18 protein-coding genes are annotated in these 18807 nt (G+C 37.0%); 3 read left to right on the forward strand and 15 right to left on the reverse strand.

Features of this window, described 5'->3' with window-relative positions; all coding sequences use genetic code 11:
* Positions 1–4: 4 nt before the first annotated feature.
* Complete coding sequence (locus tag NO991_RS06065; protein WP_371351785.1) at positions 5–337, forward strand: Hpt domain-containing protein; 333 nt, start codon at positions 5–7, stop codon at positions 335–337.
* On the opposite strand, the gene yvcK is transcribed toward NO991_RS06065, so the two are convergent.
* Entirely contained in the window at positions 302–1207 is a 906-nt protein-coding gene (yvcK, locus tag NO991_RS06070) for a uridine diphosphate-N-acetylglucosamine-binding protein YvcK (protein WP_138602262.1), read from the reverse strand. The genes NO991_RS06065 and yvcK overlap by 36 nt on opposite strands.
* A 166-nt stretch (positions 1208–1373) precedes the next feature.
* On the opposite strand from yvcK, the gene NO991_RS06075 reads away from it, so the two are divergent.
* The gene (locus NO991_RS06075) at positions 1374–3347 is read left to right on the forward strand and encodes a response regulator (RefSeq protein WP_371351786.1); all 1974 of its coding nucleotides are present in this window, start codon (positions 1374–1376) and stop codon (positions 3345–3347) included.
* Between the two features lie 41 nt (positions 3348–3388).
* On the opposite strand, the gene NO991_RS06080 is transcribed toward NO991_RS06075, so the two are convergent.
* The 9 genes from NO991_RS06080 to NO991_RS06120 form a co-directional block, all read right to left on the reverse strand.
* Positions 3389–4711 (reverse strand): Na+/H+ antiporter family protein, encoded by a 1323-nt coding sequence (locus tag NO991_RS06080; protein ID WP_300357804.1) that lies wholly within the window; start codon positions 4709–4711, stop codon positions 3389–3391.
* A gap of 8 nt (positions 4712–4719) precedes the next feature.
* Positions 4720–6660: a DUF3488 and transglutaminase-like domain-containing protein gene (locus tag NO991_RS06085; RefSeq protein WP_300542673.1), complete on the reverse strand. Its 1941-nt coding sequence runs from the start codon at positions 6658–6660 to the stop codon at positions 4720–4722.
* 2 nt (positions 6661–6662) lie between these two features.
* Entirely contained in the window at positions 6663–7622 is a 960-nt protein-coding gene (locus tag NO991_RS06090) for a DUF58 domain-containing protein (RefSeq protein ID WP_300582648.1), read from the reverse strand.
* A 3-nt stretch (positions 7623–7625) separates the two neighbouring features.
* Positions 7626–8519 (reverse strand): AAA family ATPase, encoded by an 894-nt coding sequence (locus NO991_RS06095; RefSeq protein WP_371351787.1) that lies wholly within the window; start codon positions 8517–8519, stop codon positions 7626–7628.
* A 7-nt stretch (positions 8520–8526) separates the two neighbouring features.
* A complete protein-coding gene (locus NO991_RS06100; protein ID WP_194441462.1) occupies positions 8527–8922 on the reverse strand; it encodes a response regulator in 396 nt (131 codons plus the stop codon).
* Positions 8923–9635: 713 nt separating this feature from the next.
* Positions 9636–10223: a hypothetical protein gene (locus NO991_RS06105; RefSeq protein ID WP_187489596.1), complete on the reverse strand. Its 588-nt coding sequence runs from the start codon at positions 10221–10223 to the stop codon at positions 9636–9638.
* Positions 10224–10694: 471 nt separating this feature from the next.
* Positions 10695–12359 carry a hypothetical protein gene (locus NO991_RS06110; protein ID WP_371351789.1) on the reverse strand — a complete coding sequence of 555 codons (1665 nt, stop codon included), beginning with the start codon at positions 12357–12359 and terminating at the stop codon, positions 10695–10697.
* Positions 12360–12556: 197 nt separating this feature from the next.
* Positions 12557–12937, reverse strand: a complete 381-nt coding sequence (locus NO991_RS06115; RefSeq protein WP_371351790.1) for a hypothetical protein — start codon at positions 12935–12937, stop codon at positions 12557–12559.
* A 222-nt stretch (positions 12938–13159) separates the two neighbouring features.
* Positions 13160–14737: an ATP-binding cassette domain-containing protein gene (locus NO991_RS06120; protein WP_371351791.1), complete on the reverse strand. Its 1578-nt coding sequence runs from the start codon at positions 14735–14737 to the stop codon at positions 13160–13162.
* 245 nt (positions 14738–14982) lie between these two features.
* Here NO991_RS06120 and NO991_RS06125 point away from each other — a divergent pair, with 245 nt between their 5' ends.
* The gene (locus NO991_RS06125; RefSeq protein ID WP_054553871.1) at positions 14983–15690 is read left to right on the forward strand and encodes a metallophosphoesterase; all 708 of its coding nucleotides are present in this window, start codon (positions 14983–14985) and stop codon (positions 15688–15690) included.
* On the opposite strand, the gene NO991_RS06130 is transcribed toward NO991_RS06125, so the two are convergent.
* The 5 genes from NO991_RS06130 to NO991_RS06150 form a co-directional block, all read right to left on the reverse strand.
* On the reverse strand, positions 15682–16053 hold the full coding sequence (locus tag NO991_RS06130) for a hypothetical protein (RefSeq protein WP_054553872.1): 372 nt from the start codon (positions 16051–16053) through the stop codon (positions 15682–15684). The two genes, NO991_RS06125 and NO991_RS06130, sit on opposite strands and share 9 nt — an antisense overlap.
* A 196-nt stretch (positions 16054–16249) precedes the next feature.
* Positions 16250–16822, reverse strand: a complete 573-nt coding sequence (locus NO991_RS06135; protein ID WP_138616725.1) for a tRNA-(ms[2]io[6]A)-hydroxylase — start codon at positions 16820–16822, stop codon at positions 16250–16252.
* Positions 16823–16867: 45 nt separating this feature from the next.
* Positions 16868–17500, reverse strand: coding sequence for a sulfotransferase (locus NO991_RS06140; RefSeq protein ID WP_371351792.1), 633 nt, complete (start codon positions 17498–17500; stop codon positions 16868–16870).
* Positions 17497–18402: an ABC transporter substrate-binding protein gene (locus tag NO991_RS06145; RefSeq protein ID WP_166340115.1), complete on the reverse strand. Its 906-nt coding sequence runs from the start codon at positions 18400–18402 to the stop codon at positions 17497–17499. The genes NO991_RS06140 and NO991_RS06145 overlap by 4 nt, the downstream gene beginning before the upstream one ends.
* A gap of 1 nt (position 18403) precedes the next feature.
* Positions 18404–18778, reverse strand: coding sequence for an MAPEG family protein (locus NO991_RS06150; RefSeq protein ID WP_166340113.1), 375 nt, complete (start codon positions 18776–18778; stop codon positions 18404–18406).
* Positions 18779–18807 lie beyond the last annotated feature (29 nt).

Below are 18807 nucleotides of genomic sequence, written 5' to 3' on the forward strand. Positions count from 1 at the left end.
AAACATGATAGATACTGCTACATTTGCACAATTGCAACAGGATGTTGGTGAAGACCTAGCAAAACAGCTACTACAAGTGTACCTCACTGAATCCACACAAATTGTTAACGATATTGCTGATACAACAAAACAAGCAACTATTTCTTTAAATGCTCATAGTCTGAAAAGCAGTAGCCGAAGCTATGGCGCGCTTTCTGTAGGTTCTATTGCTGAACAAATTGAGAACAAAGCCAAAGCTGAACAATTCGATCATGAATTGCATGATTTAATCGAGACACTGCAAGATCAATTTTCACTAACACTAAAGCATGGAAATAGCTTGATCAGTTCGGCTTGATTTATCAGCCTCCAAAATTAATGGCATTTTAAGTATCTCACCAAAAACTGTACTAAGTTGTTCAATATCATGTTGCTGATTTGGTGTTTTAATCACATCATCAAAATGTGAAACAATTTCGCTAAGTGCGTCGTGTGAAATACTTAAATCACAAAATGAATATCCCAGCATACTTTCAAGCCAATCAACGGGTTTTAAATCTAATGATTTAATTACACTTGTTTCTTTTGCAATATTTTCTATAAACACTCGACACGCTGAAGTCATGTTAATTGCTTGAGCGATATCTTCTACAAGCATAGCTGGCATAACACTGGTTATTAGGCTACCAGGACCAATTAAAATTAAGTCAGCATTATGTATTGCTTCAACAGCACCTGGAGCCGCATTTACATTTTGAGATAGAGTGACATATTCAGGTAACTGAGTTAGCGAGTCTATCTGGCATTCACCAATAATTTTTTCACCGTTTGGTAAAACAGCTAATAAATCGGTTGGCTCATCAGACATTGGCAAAATGGTTTCAGAATTGCCCAACATCGCATTGAACCAAGCAATTGCCTGAGTCGCAGAGTTAGTTTGTTGTGATAATCCTAGCAGTGTTAAATTACCTAAACTATGACCATCTAACTCACCGCCTTCAAAGCGATGGTGAAATACTTTATGTACTAATGAGTCATCATCGGCAAGTTGTAGGCAACAACGTCTTATATCACCTAAAGCAACGCCCCCCTGACTATTTCTTAGTTTTCCTGTACTACCACCATTATCAGTTGTTGCGACAATTGCAGTGAGTTCTGCGCAATGTGGTCTAATTGCACTAAGCATATGAGATAAGCCGTGGCCACCACCAATACATACAATTTTCATTTGATTCACCCTAATTAGTTCATACCAATTAAAAGCATAAGGCATACCATTTTTAAGATTTAGCTAATATGATGAAATATCGATAATTTTTTAAAAAATATATGGATGAATCTAATTCTTTTTTCTATATTTGCATTATGCGATGCAATTTTTGATAGGAAAAGCCATGGCGGGTATTAACTTAGAGCAATTACCAATTGTGCTAAGACAGTTTAATGGAATAACAGAAAATCAAACTGTTAAAAAAGAACTTCAAGTTTTACTGAATCCTTATTTTAGTTTTAATGAGCTTTGCTTAATTAATATTGAAAACAATAAAGCATCAGTCGAAATGCGTACTATGAAGTATTTCGATTTTGAAGAAACATTGTTTATTGATGCTTTGATTGATGACTCAATCTTATGGGTTGAGATTAACAATAGCAGCATGTTTAGAACCCCAAGCAATGTAGAGAGTGCTTTAGTCTTTCAAGTAAAAACAGGATTTGGTAAAGCTCAATGCCTGGTATTTTTATCTATTGAACCAGGAGCTTGTTTTAACGAACTTGAATCAATGCCATTACAAATTTTACTTCAACAAGTTGCACATCAATTAGAACATCAAACGAGGCTTAACAGGCAAAAATTTCATTCGACTTCACTATTAAGCCGTTTAGCTGAGCTTTCAAATCTATTTAATGACTTTGCCAGTGAATGGTTTTGGAAAACCACAGAAAATAATCTGTTTACAAACGTATTAACCTCAAACGTAGCAAACAATCTATACAAAAGGCATTTCCTGAATAAAACATTTGACGATGTAATAACTGAACATGAACAAACGCAGTTAAAAAAGTGGTCTCAATTTAAACACTTATTGTCAGAACAAAATGAATTTATAGATTTTGAATTTGAGATAAATTCATCACCTCAAGCTTGGGTGTCTTTTAGTGGTAAACCGCAATATGATGCAAATGGCCATTTCAAAGGTTATATGGGTATTGCAAAAGATATAACAGTAAATAAAGATAGAGAGTATGCACTTAATCTAGCGAAGAACAGGGCTGAAGAAGCCAGTCTTGCAAAATCGCAATTTTTAACTGTTATGTCGCATGAAATAAGAACCCCAATGAACGCCATTGTTGGCATGTTAGAACTACTCGCTGACTCTGAGTTAAATGAAAAACAGAGTAGGTGGTTAAATTACGCTAATACTAGTGCAGACCTTCTTCTAGATCTGATAAGCGATGTTTTAGATTTTTCAAAAATCGAAAGTGGTTCACTGCAACTTGATGTCAAAGCGACAGACATTTACACATTGGTTAAAAATATCGCTTCTCAATTCTTAGAAACAAGCCAAAGCACGGGCGTTATTTTTTCATCTGAAATAAAAACGGGATTACCCAAAACTATCGATATAGATAGTGCTCGCGTTGGACAGATCCTATTTAATATTTTAGATAATGCGATTAAATTTACTAAAGTTGGTACTGTTAATTTTAAAGTTGATAGTACCGAAAAAGAACTTATTTTTGAGATCTCAGATACAGGGCAAGGTATGTCTCAGTCTCAACTTGAGACAATCTATGACGCTTTCAAACAACATGATGATGGCGTAAACAGGCAAGCTGAAGGGATAGGTCTTGGGCTGAGTATTACAAAAAGTCTGGTCGATCTTATGAAAGGAACTATCACTGTTGTTAGTGAGCCTAACGTAGGCACTAAATTTACGATAGTGATACCCTTTACCTTGGTAAAAGAGACCACTCACACACAGGAACAAGAACAGTCACTTGAGCCGATTTCTATTTTAGTAACAGAAGATAATAAAACGAATCAGGTGTTAATTAAGACATTCCTAGAAAAACTTAACCATCATGTAACACTTGCAGATAACGGCCAGCAGGCAATTGAAAAAGTGCAAGCAAGTACTTTTGATTTGGTTCTTATGGATATGATGATGCCGGTTATGGATGGAATAAGTGCAACTAAGTACATGCGCGAGAAACTAAACCTCACCATACCTATTGTGGCATTAACTGCAAATGCTTCTAAACAAGATAAGAGCGCTTGCTTAGAAGCAGGAATGGACAAAGTGCTTACTAAACCAATCAGATTTCATGATTTAAATCGTGCTTTACGTATTTTATTCAGCCAATAAAAAAGCCCCAAATTGGGGCTTTAAAATAAACAATGCTAATTTTACAACACCATTGCCGCAACCCAGCCAGCAATCAGTAGTGGAATATTAAAATGGATAAAAGTAGGCACGACAGAGTCCCAAATATGGTCGTGTTGCCCATCTGCATTTAGGCCAGATGTTGGGCCAAGTGTTGAATCAGAGGCAGGGGAGCCTGCATCACCTAGCGCACCAGCAGTTCCAACCAGTGCCGCAGTAGCCATAACAGAAAAGTTTAGTTCCATACAAAGTGGTACAAACAGGGTGGCTATAATTGGCACTGTCGAAAACGAGCTACCAATGCCCATGGTGATTAATAAGCCAACGAGTAAAATTAACGCAGCGGCAAGGGGTTTGTTACCCTCAATCATTCCTGCGGCAGAGCTAACTAATGAAGCTACATCACCGGTTGCTTTCATCACTGAAGCAAAACCTTGCGCCGAAATCATAATAAAGCCAATCATCGCCATCATAGCAATGCCTTTACTAAATACATCGCCGTTTTGTTCAAGTTTTACAACACCGAATAAGGTAAATATAGCTACCCCAACAAGACCACCCAGGATCATAGAGCCACTAATATTTTGTGCCACTAATGAACAAAGTACTGCGGTAATTCCCACAGCTAACACTTTTTTAGGCTGCTCAATGACAACCTCTTGCTGTTGCTCTGTTAGGCTGTGGGACTCGTAACTACGGCGTTTTCGATAAGATATAAACACCGCAACCAATAAACCAAATAACATCCCAATGGCTGGAATGATCATTGCCATCGGCACTTGAGTATTAAGAATCTCTAAGCCATTTTCAGTGAGGTTTTTGTGTAAGATTGAATATAAGTAGATGCCACCAAAACCATAAGGTAGCACCATATAAGAGGTGGCTAAGCCGAAGGTTAAGATACACGCAATGGCACGTCTATCAAGGCGTAACTTGTTAAAAACAACAAGTAGGGGCGGTATTAGAATTGGTATAAAAGCAATATGTACGGGTATCAAATTTTGCGACGAGATCGCACACAACAAAATAATACTCAATATAAGATAACTAAGCGTCGTTTCGCCTTTGTGGCTATTGTCGTTTACTTGCTTTAGTAACTTAGACGCTAAAATACGGGTTAAACCTGACTTAGAAATAGCCACCGCAAATGCACCTAACATCGCATAGCTCAGTGCTATTTCAGCGCCGCCCGATAAGCCATCATTAAATGCATTAACGGTTTGTGATAAACCAAGGCCTGCGGTCAAACCCGCAACAATTGCGCTTACCGTCATCGCCACAATGACATTAATTCGACAAAGTGTCAGGATCAGCATCAACATAACGCCGACAATTACTGCATTCATATTGTTCTCTATTTGGCTGTTTTGAGAGAGTTTAACAGAACTCGTACGCGGTTTTTGCGATTTTGGTTATATGATTGCTGTTGATAACGTACTTCGATGATTATTTGCTCAAACTCACTTAAATATGCCTCTGTTCTAGGCTTTTGCTGTTTAATTAAAGCAATATTTTGCAGTGGCGTGTTGGTATCAACTGGCTCAATGCCTTGCTTTTTTGCCCACAGGTATAGCTTAGTGATGTCATCAACCAGCGGCTCTCTACTTCGAATAGGGCGTTTGTTATATAAGAAATAGCCAGTAAAGCTCAGTAATAATGTACCTAACACAATTAAAGGTGTTAGCCATGCTGACTTATTGCCAAACAGAGAATCAAATAAACTTTGTTGTGATTCTTGGTCAAACGTAAGCACCCAGTTAGTCCATTTATAGTCGAGCTCTTCAAGGTGAATTCGCAGCCAGTTTATTGCTTTAAAATGACTCCAGCGCTTTAGGCCAAAGTTAAGATTGTCGTTAAAGCTTTCGTTTAAATCCCCCAGTTGTGATAACGAACCGTTTAAACGCTCCGGGGCAACAACAGCGGTAGCATCAAAAATATGCCACTTTTCATCAAAGAACACTTCGACCCAAGCATGTGCATCATATTGGTAAATGTTAAGCGTAGCGGCTTTAGTTTGTTCTCCGCCTAAATAACCCGACACAACACGGGCAGGGTAACCGGCAACACGAAACATAAATGCAGCGGTGCTGGCATAGTGGCCACAAAAGCCACGTTTGGTATCAAACACAAACTGGTCTAACGTATTATCACCATACATGGGTGTAGGTGATAATGTGTAAGCAAACTGCTGCTGATTAAAGTAATCAAGTAGCGAATTAAAGTAACCTTGGGCATTTATATGCTCAGCAGCCAGCTCTTTTGCCAAAGCTGTTGTTTGTGGATTAGTTGCTTTCGGTAAGCGGGTGTATAAGCGTTTTTCAAATTCATTTAGGCTCAGCGAGGCTTGGCTACTCGTTACCGCGTATTTAATGTTTTTGTTTAAGTTACCTTTGCGTTTTAACAAACCATTGTAGGTTGAGTGCACATCAGAATTATCACTTTGCGCAAAGCCAACTGCAAAAAGCCAATTTGAAGATGAAGGCTCTGCAATAACCTGATAATTAACACCATTACTTTGAGTAATTGTACGGCGAATTGGGTTATATTGTTGCGATTTCAAAATGTCCGATATTAACCATTCACTGCCATTAAACTCATCATGAATAAGGCTGCGCCAGTAATAGGGGGCTTGTAAAGCTTGCTCTGGCTGTTGTTCTACCCGAAAAACTAAGTCATCTGACTCTGCTAATTTCGCAATCGAAAAGGGGTTAACCTGCTCTGATAACCCCGTTTTAGCAAGTTTTGGCCCCGGTAGCTGCCAAAATGCGGGTAGCTTAGGTAAAAATAAAATCAAAAACGCCGCTATGGGTAAGGCTAGTAGTATGGTTTTAAAACTTTGTTTGTTAGCGGCCTTAAAGCTTTGAGGGCTAGTTAAATAGCCTAGTACCGCGAAGTTAACAATATAAAGTACACTGACTATCAAGGTTTCAAATAATCCTTGATGAAACAAATACACCGTTGAAAGGTTAAAAAACACCAGTAAACACACAGATTGATACTGTTTAACGGTTTTCGCTTGTAGCAATTTAAAGCTGCTAGCAAGTAGCATCATGGATACAAATAACTTGACCGTATCGCTCACACCAACCAGTATAAATAAGGCAACTAAGCAAACCGCAGCCAAAATATTCGCCACCAATCCATTTAGTTTTTTATAAAACTTACCTAAAAACAGGTTTAAAAAACTCAGTCCTGCCAATATGGCTAAGAATGGAGTCGCTACTTCAGTAAACAAAAAGCCACTGGTAACAATAAACAGCACTGATAAAACAGTATTTATAAGCGGCGTATTCATAATTAAAACTCCGCTAAAGCTTGTAGGCAGGTTGTTTGATGATTGACCCCTTGGCCTTTTGCAATGTATTTATTGGGTAAGGTTAACGAAAACGCCATGTGTTGGTCAGTTAATTGATTAACCAAAAAACATAACTGGCTTAATCTATGCTCATTATTGCCACTCAACATATTGAAATTAAGCGCTAACTCTTGTGATGCATCACTGGTAAATTCTTTCGTTAATAGTTGCTGAGTTTTAGCGTAGTGTTTCCACGATACCTTATTAAGCGCTGTTCCTTGCACAAAAGGGGTAAGCTGGTAAAAGTCATCATTTCCCGCTTTAACTTGTGCGTTATCGCCGTCGTGTTCGTCATTGTCATGGAGCTGAGTATCAAGCTTTTCAGTGGTGATAGGTTGTGGGTAAACATACACGGTTTCGGTTGGTTCAATGTAACTCCACACAGACACTAAACCAAATGGAAAGTGGCTAATGATTTTTATTCTATCAAAGCCATATGCACCACGTTCACTACATTTAAGCACTATTTCAACGGTCTTTTTCTCTTTGTTTTGCAGTGATACAGTTTCAGATTCAAGGTTGTCATTAACCAGTTTTATAAGCTCACAGTATGATCGTGCGTGAATTTGAAAACGCGCAAAAGGGGCTTTTGGCGCATAACTTTCATTAACTGATTGGTATTTAACCGACAAACCTCGCACATTTTTATAGCCGGTGAGTATCGCAAATACTAAAACAACCACCATTAAATACGCCATGGCTAAAATCAAGTTGTTTTGATAGTTAATGCCCATCACAAAGTTCAGTAAGGCAATTAGTAAAAACTGCCCACCAAGTTTTGAGGGTAATACATAAATTGTTTTATGTTGAAGCTCAATTTCGTTAGTTTTATGCTTGTTTTTTAATAACTTATTAAAAACGGACTGACGAAATCGATTAACAAAAGCAGGGCGCTTAAACATGTTTTATAAGCTTACAGGCACATGTTTAAGTGCATAGCCACTGTCACCAGCGTTTAAGCCAAGTCTGTGATCAGTCACGCTAGGAAAAACAGCTTGTACATCTTCAGGCATTACAAAATCACGACCTTCAATATACGCCCATGACTTTGCAGCGCGGGCAAGCGCAATACTCGCTCTTGGTGATAATGGGTTTACAAAATGGTTATCTTGGCGAGTATACGCAACGAGCTCAAGAATATAATCAACCACCGCGTTGCTTATCGTTACTTTATTAATTTCTTTTTGAATAACAGCAAGTTGCTTAGGATTAATGCGCATAGGTAAGTCGTCATAATTTCGGTTGTTTAAGCCTAAAATGAGGTTTTTCTCAGCGTGTTTATCGGGAAAACCTAAACTAATACGCATAAAAAAGCGGTCTAATTGCGATTCTGGTAACGGATAAGTGCCAGATTGATGCACAGGATTTTGCGTCGCAATTACAAAAAATGGTGATGGTAGGGCGTGTTTAACCGAATCGACCGTCACTTGTTTTTCTTCCATTGCTTCTAACAATGCACTTTGTGTTTTAGGGCCTGCACGGTTAATTTCATCACCTAAAACAACTTGGCTAAAGACCGGACCTTGATGAAAAGAAAAACTGTGCTCTTTAGCATCAAAGATGTTTGTACCAAGAATATCAGAAGGCAATAAATCGCTAGTGAATTGAATACGTTGATATGACAAGCCAAGAACTGCAGCAAGTGCATGAGATAAAGTGGTTTTTCCCATGCCTGGTAAATCTTCAATTAACAGGTGGCCTTCACTAAATAAACACGTAAGGGCGAGTTTGATTTGTTGTTGCTTACCAAAAATGACCGTTGATAGGTCATCGATAATGAGTTGGATTGTCGAATTCATAAACTACTTAATTTGTTATGGTTTCCATCAATTCTAGACGTTTCATAACTGAGTCGACTTTTTTTGCGTTGAATGGTTTGGCGATAAAACCTTTAGCACCTAATTCCCAGGTGTTTTGCACATTCTCAAGACTATTATGACCAGAGCACATAACAACGTGCGTATGAGGATGGTGGTCATTTAAGTATTCAAGAATTTGTGTACCGTCAGTGTTAGGTAGTTCAATATCAAGAAAGATTACGTTAGGCGACTTTTCTTCAATAACCGTTTTAGCTGATTCAAAATCTCGACTTTCTAAAATATCGTCAAAACCAAGACCAGTTAAAATTTGATTTAGATAGTCGCGGATATCTTGCATATCGTCGATTATCAGAATAGGTTCTAACGGCTTCACAAATTCCATATCGTTTACATCTTATCGTTACATCTCAAGTTGATAGTTTTAATATAAGTCATGAGATAACTAAGCTCAAGAAACAAGCACTAATAAAATGAATAATATGATAAAACAACACCCTAATGTCCGATACCGTCTAGTATTGGACTTAACATGCGCAGAGAATAGGTATCGCTATGCATAGATACATCACCACCTATAATTTATATTATGTTAAATAGCATATTTATCTTTATAAGCAGGCTCATTAGTCGTTAGATTTTAAGGTTTTTTTAGCCCCTTCTTTGCTTAATATGGCTTTTCACGGTTTTCTAGCTTTTTATGAAATGCTCATTTTTACTTTGTAAATTTTCAACACGACTTACTTTATTCCAATAAGACTACAACGATGACTTTTTACAGTCCTAGATTTGAAATGCCTTTCTTGTACGGCTTCACAAAAATATAAAAGCAATTTTGGTTTCACTGCCTGTAACTGTTATGGCTTTAAGTTCATTAACTATGATTTATTTCTACAACAAACTGTTCGTAATTACGAAAGCCACGTAGATGCCCTTCAAGCTCAAATTAGATAACTATACGATTTGGTTTAAGTAAGTTAGACGCTGAATATCATTGGTAATGACTTAATCAAAATGAGTGAACAATTGCTTTGTAAGAAATTACTATTTCTGAATGTACAAATGATTTATTAATTTTAGACTTTCATGAATTGCCTATTACTTTAATACGTAGCCAACTACATACCAGCCAATTGGCCAAAACGCCAACAAACTATATGTTATTAGGTTTGCATTCCTTACTTTAATCTTAATGTCATTTTTACTAAGCACTGTATCTGCAAGAATTTTCTTTGAAACTAAAAATTCAGACCACCATGATACAAAATAAAAAGGAATAAGTAGGAATAACCCCGCAAATAAAATCATCCAATGTAAGTCAGATTCATAAGGGATTAACCAAGGCGCTTGCCACGTTACTGCTAACATTTTACCTACAAATGTATCCACACCATACGCTGCGCCACCGCCCGTCAGCACTTGTATTAAAACAAGAATTACCCAAGTTAAAGGAACCCCTATAATCGTAGATACTAAATTTGAAACAAATGCCATTTTCACCGATAGTCCTTTGGTTAAATCTAAACTCTTTTGAAGGTATATTGCTTCAATAGCAATTATTGGTAACAAAGAGATCGAATACACAGGCACTGCAAGCATAATCATAGGGACTCCTGCGTTTGCTGATGCACCAAAAGAGATAATAGCGAGGGGCAATAAAAAGAGAAAAATTATGAATTTATTCAAAACTATCCTTAGTGTTCTGTTCTTCCTTATAGTTAACTGTCAATTTAACTTAATGTAATTTCCAAATCAAAGTCTACTCAAACTATCTGTTTATCCACTTAATTTAAGCTAGGTATTTAGTTTGCATCGACTGCCATACCCTCCCCTTATCTGCTTTTTTATGGTTTATTATTTTAATTATGATGTTTGGTTAAATTGAGATTTTTAACTTAACAGGCATGCTAACGAGTATTTTTCGTAGTGCTGGCAAATCTTTTAACGGGCAACGGCGTGATATTGCAATCTGCTCGTTTTTAGAATTGGCCGACACAATAAGCTGAGCTAATAACTCAATAAATGGCGCATGCACTGCTTTTGTCATGCGTTAAGTAAATAAATTTAGAGGGGGCATTCCACTGTAAAGTAGTTTTCAGCGCTGTGTTTTGCGGGTGTGTTATTAGGTTAAAATGAAAAGGCATTGAAAATGCAAGCCTAGTTGTTTAGGACGTCTTGTGAATGCTCTAAAGCTTTATTTAGATAATGAAGTAAACCTTTCTTTAAGCCTGTAGGTTCAGTTTCTAATAACTCATCTATTAAGTTTTTCAAAAACCTGATTGTACCTTTTTCTTTCTCAAATATTTTTTTAGACTCATTTATTTCATACCTCGTAAATAAGTAATCACCGAAGCAACCAATGTCTTCAGAGGTCCAATTATTAAAGAGTGTTCTCCAGTCTTTTTCTGAAAACTCGTTCAATATAGGCCTTAACTTGTAAGAGTTCCCAACGTATAACTCACAATTTGCAAATGAATTTTCCATTGAACTAAATAGCTTATCCAGTTCATCTTGATTTGTTATATAACTAAACTTACCAATATAAGCTTCGAAAAGGTTTTTATAACGTTCATCGCTTAAAGTTAAGTTATGGAACTTAGGAGAATTATGAAACTTTTTTTGGTCCGCTATTTTTGATATCTGGTTATATTCGATGTCTTTATCCTGTTCAATGTAACCGTTTGATACTAGGTATTCATGATAATAGCAACATTCAAAAAATTTCTTAAGATGGACTTCTTTCTCATTCAAAATATATGTCTTAAGTTCGCGAATACCTTCACTAAAATCGGTTTCACTGAGCCTATAAGGCTCCTGATAGAGCAACTTATCTAATGGTTTTCCTTTTAGTGGTAAGTTTTCATGATCCAATATATTTTTAATGTCTACATAAGAACCAGTAAAGTAATTAATAAAGTCTTCATTAAGTAAAAACGAATGCCTAACCTTTAGCTGGATAGATTCGTGCTTGTTTGCTGGTTGAGATATTTCAGTAGTTGTTTTGTTGTCAATATAGAAAAGTTTAGCAACTTTAAAACTATCTTCTATTATGTTGTTTTTTATAACGTCTAAATCTAATTCATAATCTGAACTAAATTCGGAGAACAATGCTTCTGAACGTTTAAACAGTCGACTTAATACTCTTAAATTTGTTAAATTCTTGGAATCAATTTGATGAATGATTTCAGCTCGTTTATCTTTTAAATGGTACAAGCTTTCTTGCAATATTTCGAAAAGATCTTCTGGTGTCGGATTAAAAGAAATCACTTCCGAAAAGATTTTTTCTGTATATGTTTGTTCGATTTTCAAAGTATCTAAATCAGTTACAAACAAAAACTTATTTTTCTTATCTTCACTTTTCTCTGAAAGATTTAAGCATTCACCCATGATTGCTTTTTTTAGGCTCTTATCTTCAAGGCGCTCAATGTCATCAATTATAAAAATTTCATCATCAATGTTTTTCAACATGTAGTGTTTTACTGCACCAGTTGAACCTTTTATAACACTGCTAATAGTGTTATTACCTCCTATGTGTTTTTCAACAGAGCTAAATAGATCAAATAGTTTTGTTGTTGCAGTATTATCATGTTTTTCTTCTAGATAAACTTTGGATACTAAAAGATCTTTAAAATCTTCTATCGATGTAATCCCCATTAATGATAAGTAGTGTACTTTCTTGTCGTATTTTGTAACTAACTCTGTTGTAAGGTGATTTTGAACATAAAACGTTTTACCAATTCCCCATTTTCCAGAGAAAGCAACAATTGGAGGAAAAGAGTCATCTTCAAAAAGATCATGGATTTGAGTGGCATAGTCTTGCATTGTAACTTCCTTATTTTTCTACAAGCTAATTCATAGCTATCAGTTTTTCAACCTTTTATACGCCCCTATACTCTTCAATTAAACCCGTTACATCTAAACCCAACACCTCACGTTGGTTGATGTATCAGTTTAATAACTTTCATCAAAACTCAGAGTAAGTTAACAAAACTAGTAAATATCTTTCTAATTAGTTGAATTCACTTCCCCCAATTAACCGCCCTAGCCACACCTAATGCTATTTCATGCAATACAACAAAACCCGCGCCATATAAAGTTGCCCAAACTGGGATGATTATAAAATCGAGGGTTGTGGTGGATGAAGAAACGGCGACTTCTTCGTAATTTGTAAGCCAAGGATAAAAGCCAAAGCAATAAAAAATAATGATTGGGGCTGAAAAAAGTATTAAACGCAGTTTTCGGTGTTTAAAAAATGGGATAAATGAACTGACTAGCATTAATAATAACGGCACGAACACATAGATCACCGAAATAAAATCATTGAGCGTCATGCCTAAACCTATGGTTACAATCAGCATGAATAAAGCAGTAAAAATGCGGTAAGCGGCAGTAAAATTCATAGTCATTCCTTGTAATACCAATTCGCTTAATTAAGTAGTCTATTTTGAGGCAATAAAACCTCGTTGATAGCAAGGCAAAAATTTTGTTATTTAGTTGTTCTAAATCAGAAATTTTTAACGCAGATAGCGACAGGTTTAATCCCTCAAAATGATTAAGTATTATTGCGGATTGGTATAAAGTACCTACAACCACCCTAGCTCGCTTATTTGTAAATGACTATTTTATAAACCAATTTGCCTATTGCAGCCGATACTTTCTACAAAGTATTTATCATGGCTTACGAGTATAAACCCGCCTTTAAAACCCTGTAATGAATATGCCAAGAGCTGTTTTGATTCTAGGTCGAGATGATTATCGGGCTCATCGAGTAACAAAAATGCGGTGCTTTCACTATTACTGACAATACACATGGCGAGCTTCATTTTTTCACCGCCACTTAAAAGTGCGGCATATTTAAAAACAGCGTCTTTTCTAAAGCCAATACTGGCAAGTAGAGTACGCGCGGTGCTCTCATCTAGGTTTTTACAGTAAGTCATCACATTTTCAAGCAGGGTTAGCTCGTTGTTTATTAATGTAAAATGTTGGTCTAAATAATAAAGTGCTTGATTGCAATGTAACTGCCCTGCTTTTACTGGTATGTCGTAGTTCAGGGTTTTAAGTAAGGTTGATTTACCAGTGCCATTTGCGCCCGCTAAATGAATTTTATCATCACTGAATACCTGTAAATTAAACGGTTTTTGTGTGCCATGAGCTATTACAACCTCCTCCAGGCTAAGTACCTTATGATGCTTAGCTTCATTTGATTGCGCTAGGTAAAATTGCTGCGCTTTAGTTTGTTCAAGCTGGCTAGAAAGCTCATGTTTATTTCGAGTGAGTTCACCCTCTCGCTTAGCGGTATTTTTGATTTGTGATGATAAATTAGCGCTGGCTTTATCTTTTTTAGCATCCATCAGCACTTTAGGCTGGCTGCCTGATTTTCTGAGTGCTGCGCCCTGACCTGCACGTTTTTGTGTTTTTTGCTTTTGTAGTTGCTCTGCTGCCTTGAGCTTACTGTGCTGTTTAACAACGTGGTTTAATTTGTTTTCAAGCGCAGCAACTTGCTGCTGTTTTTGTGCTTGGTATTCAGAAAAACGCATACCATATTGTGTTAACCCAAGGGGTGTTAGCTCCCAAACTTCATGGGCTTTTTCTAATAATTCTTGGTCGTGACTTATTAGTAATAATTGCCCTTTAAAGTTGTGTATTTGCTTTATAAGCCAGCTTTTGCCTTTTGCATCTAGGTGGTTTGATGGCTCATCCAGTATTAAAATGTCGGGCTTTATGCAGGTAAATAGTGCCCAAAGCTTTAATTTACTAAGCTGACCGCCACTCAAATGTTTGCTTAAGGAGTAAGGGGTTTTGTTGTTTACGCCAAGCCTTACAAGTTCTGCATTAAAGCGCTCTGCTAAGTCCCAATTACCCTCAACTAACATTAAGTTTTGCTCTGTAACATGCCCTTGGTTTATAGCATCAAGGGCATTAAACACAGGCTCTAGCTCAATAGCCTCTGCAATAGTTTGGTTTTCAACCTGATTTATATCGTTCATTTGTCGGTATAAACCGAGGGTTGAATTACATACAACCGTACCAGAGCTAGGCTCTTTTTGCTTAGCAAGTATTGACGCTAATATAGATTTACCACAACCGTTCCTGCCGACTAACGCGGTGACTTTTGCTGTGAGTGAAAATGAAAGGTCGTTAAATACAACATCGCCATTGCCATGTTGGTAACATAAATTAAAAGCTTGAAGTTGTGGCATAGTGCCTCCTGTATTACAGGGGCATAAGCGCTTGATCACACGAAAAGTAATAGTATAAAAGTGATAGTGAGCAACGCCTACTAACCCTGTTGGTCCAAAAAGATAAAAATGAAATTGGATAACAGGTTTAGTTGTTCATGTTGGCGGTAACTCCTAAAAAGTGAGGCTAGATAATAACCACCCAGTGCTCAAATAGCAACGAGATATGATAGTCTTAAATTATTAGCTGCTTAAAGGAATGTATTTTGAATTTAGTTAAAAGCCCTCTTGCCTCGCAAAACCCAATTCAAGTTAAGATGCAAATTAATGAAAGTAAACGTGTATTTGTTATTGGCGATTTAGATGCAGATTTAACTAAATTTGAACAGGCGCTTTGCTCTGTTAATTTTAATCCAAGCGAAGATATTTTGTTTTCACTGGGTGATGTGATTGATCGAGGTGAGCACAGCATTGCGTTACTTTCTCGTTTTAAAGAGCTTGGTGTGAACATGTGCCTTGGTAACCACGAGCATATGTTGCTTGAGTCTTTACTTGCAGGCGATAAAAGTTACTACCGATTATGGGTTGAGAATGGCGGCCGTTGGCATTTAGATGCAACTGATGAAGAGCTCGCATTTGTCTGTAAGCAGCTACTTAACTGCCCGCTTTCTTACTATGTTGAATACGGCAAAATTAAAGTTGGTTTATCACATACAACACATGCGGATTGGGATTGGCAAAATCCTACTCAAGATATACAACAAGCGATTGGCGCTTTGCTTTGGGATAGAAGCTTAACCAAAGAGAAAAAAGCGCTAATAAATCCAAGTATCGATTTTTCTGTGCATGGCCATAACACGACCCAAAAGCCCTATTGGCTTGGCAATAGTTACCACCTTGATACTAATTACCTCAGCGGTAAGCCCACCATTGTTGAGCTTAGCACGCTGAAAAAGCAGTTTTCCTCAATGTAAACTTGCCAGTCGTTCGACCGTTTGCTCTTCAAGGTATTTTTTGTAGGTTAGCCTTGCATGCCACAACTGCTCATCTGTTTCTTGAAGGTAGATGATTGGGCCAGCAGTTTTGCTTGCCAGGCTAGTTAGTTTACTGTATTCACGCGTATCAATTTTACCATCGCTAAAGTAGCTTTGTGCGGTATTTAGAAATTCATCGTCTTTATAAATATCACTATGCCAAATAAGCGAGCGATACATACTAGCAGTTATTTCGGTTGGCTTATCGTTTGAACGAAAAAGCTTCACTTCGGTATAAATAGAATTACCGGTGAATACAATCCCTATTAACGACAACGTCGTAAGAGTCATCATCCATTTCATGCTCTATTCCTCTCAGTTAGGTACTAATTTAACTATAGGAGAGAAAGATGAATGTATGCTGTTTATTTAATCAATTAGAATTAGCGTAACTATTTGCAGGATACTTAATTATTGTTTTTAGTCCCTAATTTACTGCTTTGGGGTTTAAACATAAATTTGTGTATTAGGCTAAAAGGCCTAATACACAAGCATCAAGTTAATGAAGCGCTGCTGTAAATGGAATTTTTTTACAGATTTCGGCTTCTGCAATAAGGATTTCTTCAAGGCGTGTATCAACCTCTTGCTTATCGAAATACTCGTAAGCAAGTTCAACGAATAAGTTTTTATGTTTTTCTTCTGATTTTGCAATCGCGACATAAAACTCTTTTTCTTTGCCTGCAGGTAAAGCTTCTGCAACAAGAGAAAAGCGCTCGTGTCCGCGTGCTTCAATAACGCCTGCTACTAATAAACGGTCCATTAAAAATTCATCACGACCATTTCTAAATACCGCACGAATTTGTTTGATGTAAGGATCTTTTTGGTCATTGCCAAGTGATACATCACGTTCCATTAATAGCTTTAACACTTGTTTAAAGTGGATCATTTCTTCCAGTGCTAAGTCTGTCATGGCTCTAACAAGCTTGCGACGGTCTGGGTAATGAGAAAGCATAGACATAGCCATACCAGAAGCTTTTTTCTCTGCTGCAGCATGATCTTGTAAAAAGGTATCGAAGTCAGCTAAGACACCTTCTGTCCATTCAAATGGCGTGTGGTATTTCAATTCAAACATGATGAGGAACAACTAAACTTATAATTGCGGCGATTTTAACGTATTTTACGTGTGATTATAACCAAGAGATTTATCAATTTTACCACTTCGGGTAGATGATACTTGATCTGGGTGTTTTATGTCATTCCACGCTGTGACTTTGCCACCCATATTCAGCTGTTTAAAGCTAATTGGCTGCTGAGTGTTTAAAAACTGCTGAAGTAATTGCGGGCTGTTTGAGTCTGCTACATCCAGTGTTAATAATTGCTGTTCACGCCCTTTAAAGTAGTCTGCCACTTGCTGTTGGTGACGCTGATAACACGCTGTTAAGTATTCATCAGATTCTAACTCTGCCAAGCTATACTGACCAAACACATCAAAATAACAGCGCTTTAAATGGCTATTAAAACCACCATCAGGGCGCATTAAATTAGTGTGCATGCGTGCTAATAACTGCCTTATAGATGGCAACCATTTAGTTAAATCGCGCTCGAGGTTGATAAAACGGCTATTTGCAAAGTGCTCATCAAGCAAGGCGTATTCACTAAAAACTGGAGTATCAGCAATAACATCTGCACTTGTAATTGCTTGTTGGGTATAGGCTGTGTGGGCGGTTTTATAACCGAGTTGTAAAAAGCTGTTACAGATACTAGTTGTGCCGGTTCGTGGTAAACCGATTATAAAAATTTTAGAGCTCATGGCACCTGATCAAATGCTAACCACAGCGATTTGTCGTTGACTGGGGTTAACCTTGGTAAATCATAATTGTGCAATTCTATAACAATTTTGTCGTGTAGGTGGGCGTTTTTTATAAAGTTTCCGTTGTACTTAAAAAATAATTCGTCAAATTCACCACTTTGCTGCATAACCTTAATCCCCTGAGAAACGGCTTTAGCAATATTAGTATTATGTTTATTAAAAAAGAAATAGATTGGGCTTTTGTATTTGAGCATTAGATGCGGCAGAACGACCAACGGCATTCCTTCTTTAAAATACGCAAGTTCATCTTGGATCTCTAATACTGAACGAGGAAATAAATCCCCCCTTCCTCTATCTAACATTACAAACAATGATTCAAAGTCCATTGCCGTTGCCACTGTTAAACCGTTACTTGTTAGAATTCGTGTATCTGGCCAATCTGTACCCTGAACTAAGTTAATCGATTTTAAATCATCAAGAGATTTTAGCTGTTTCAGCCTCGGTAACTTATCTTCTGTAGTAAACATTAATCGCCAACCAAATAAGCCTTTAAATATAGGAACTCGTAGAGGGAGCAAAGTGTCTTCACGCTCTTGGTTTGTCATGCTCCAAGTAACATTGATAGATCCAGTCGTTTCAATTTCTTTTAAAACACGATTTTGGCTTAATAATTCAGGTGCGGGTGATAAGGTAAACTTATAACCACTTCTTTTTAAAGCTGTACGAAGAAGTATTAAAGGATAAAGTACTTCTTCGTCTAAGCTATCCATTGTTTTAGGATAAACAACATGTAAAGTGGTTGGTGGTGTTACGCGATTTTTCTTGGCATTAATTGTTTTTACATTGGCAAATAAACAAGTTGAAAATAAGAACAACAAACATGGAAAAACAATTTTTAGCATATCAGAAAACCTGTGTAACTAATAACATCACAGCGCTAATCAAAATAGTAATGAAAGTAAGCATCATACCTAATACACGTAATTTCATCAGATTATCAGCAAGTGCGTAACTATGACAAAAACGACCAGCAACCAGCATTGCACCTAAAATATAGCAATAATGGCTTGGGAGGCCTTGGTACTCTAATAAAAATAGCAGGATCAACGAAAAAGGCACATATTCAATGAAATTTGCATGAGTTCGTATAGCTGCTTGTAGGCTTTTGTCTCCCCCGTCACCAAGTGAAATGCGTTTTGCTCTACGTAGTTTGATCACGCGAAAGCTAAGTTGAATGTATAAAATGGCCAAGATGGCAGCAAACGTTGAAACAATCACAGTTTTTCCAATTTTTATTTAAAGTTAGA

Source organism: Pseudoalteromonas sp. DY56-GL22 (assembly GCF_041414715.1).
Classification (GTDB): Bacteria; Pseudomonadota; Gammaproteobacteria; order Enterobacterales; family Alteromonadaceae; genus Pseudoalteromonas; species Pseudoalteromonas simplex.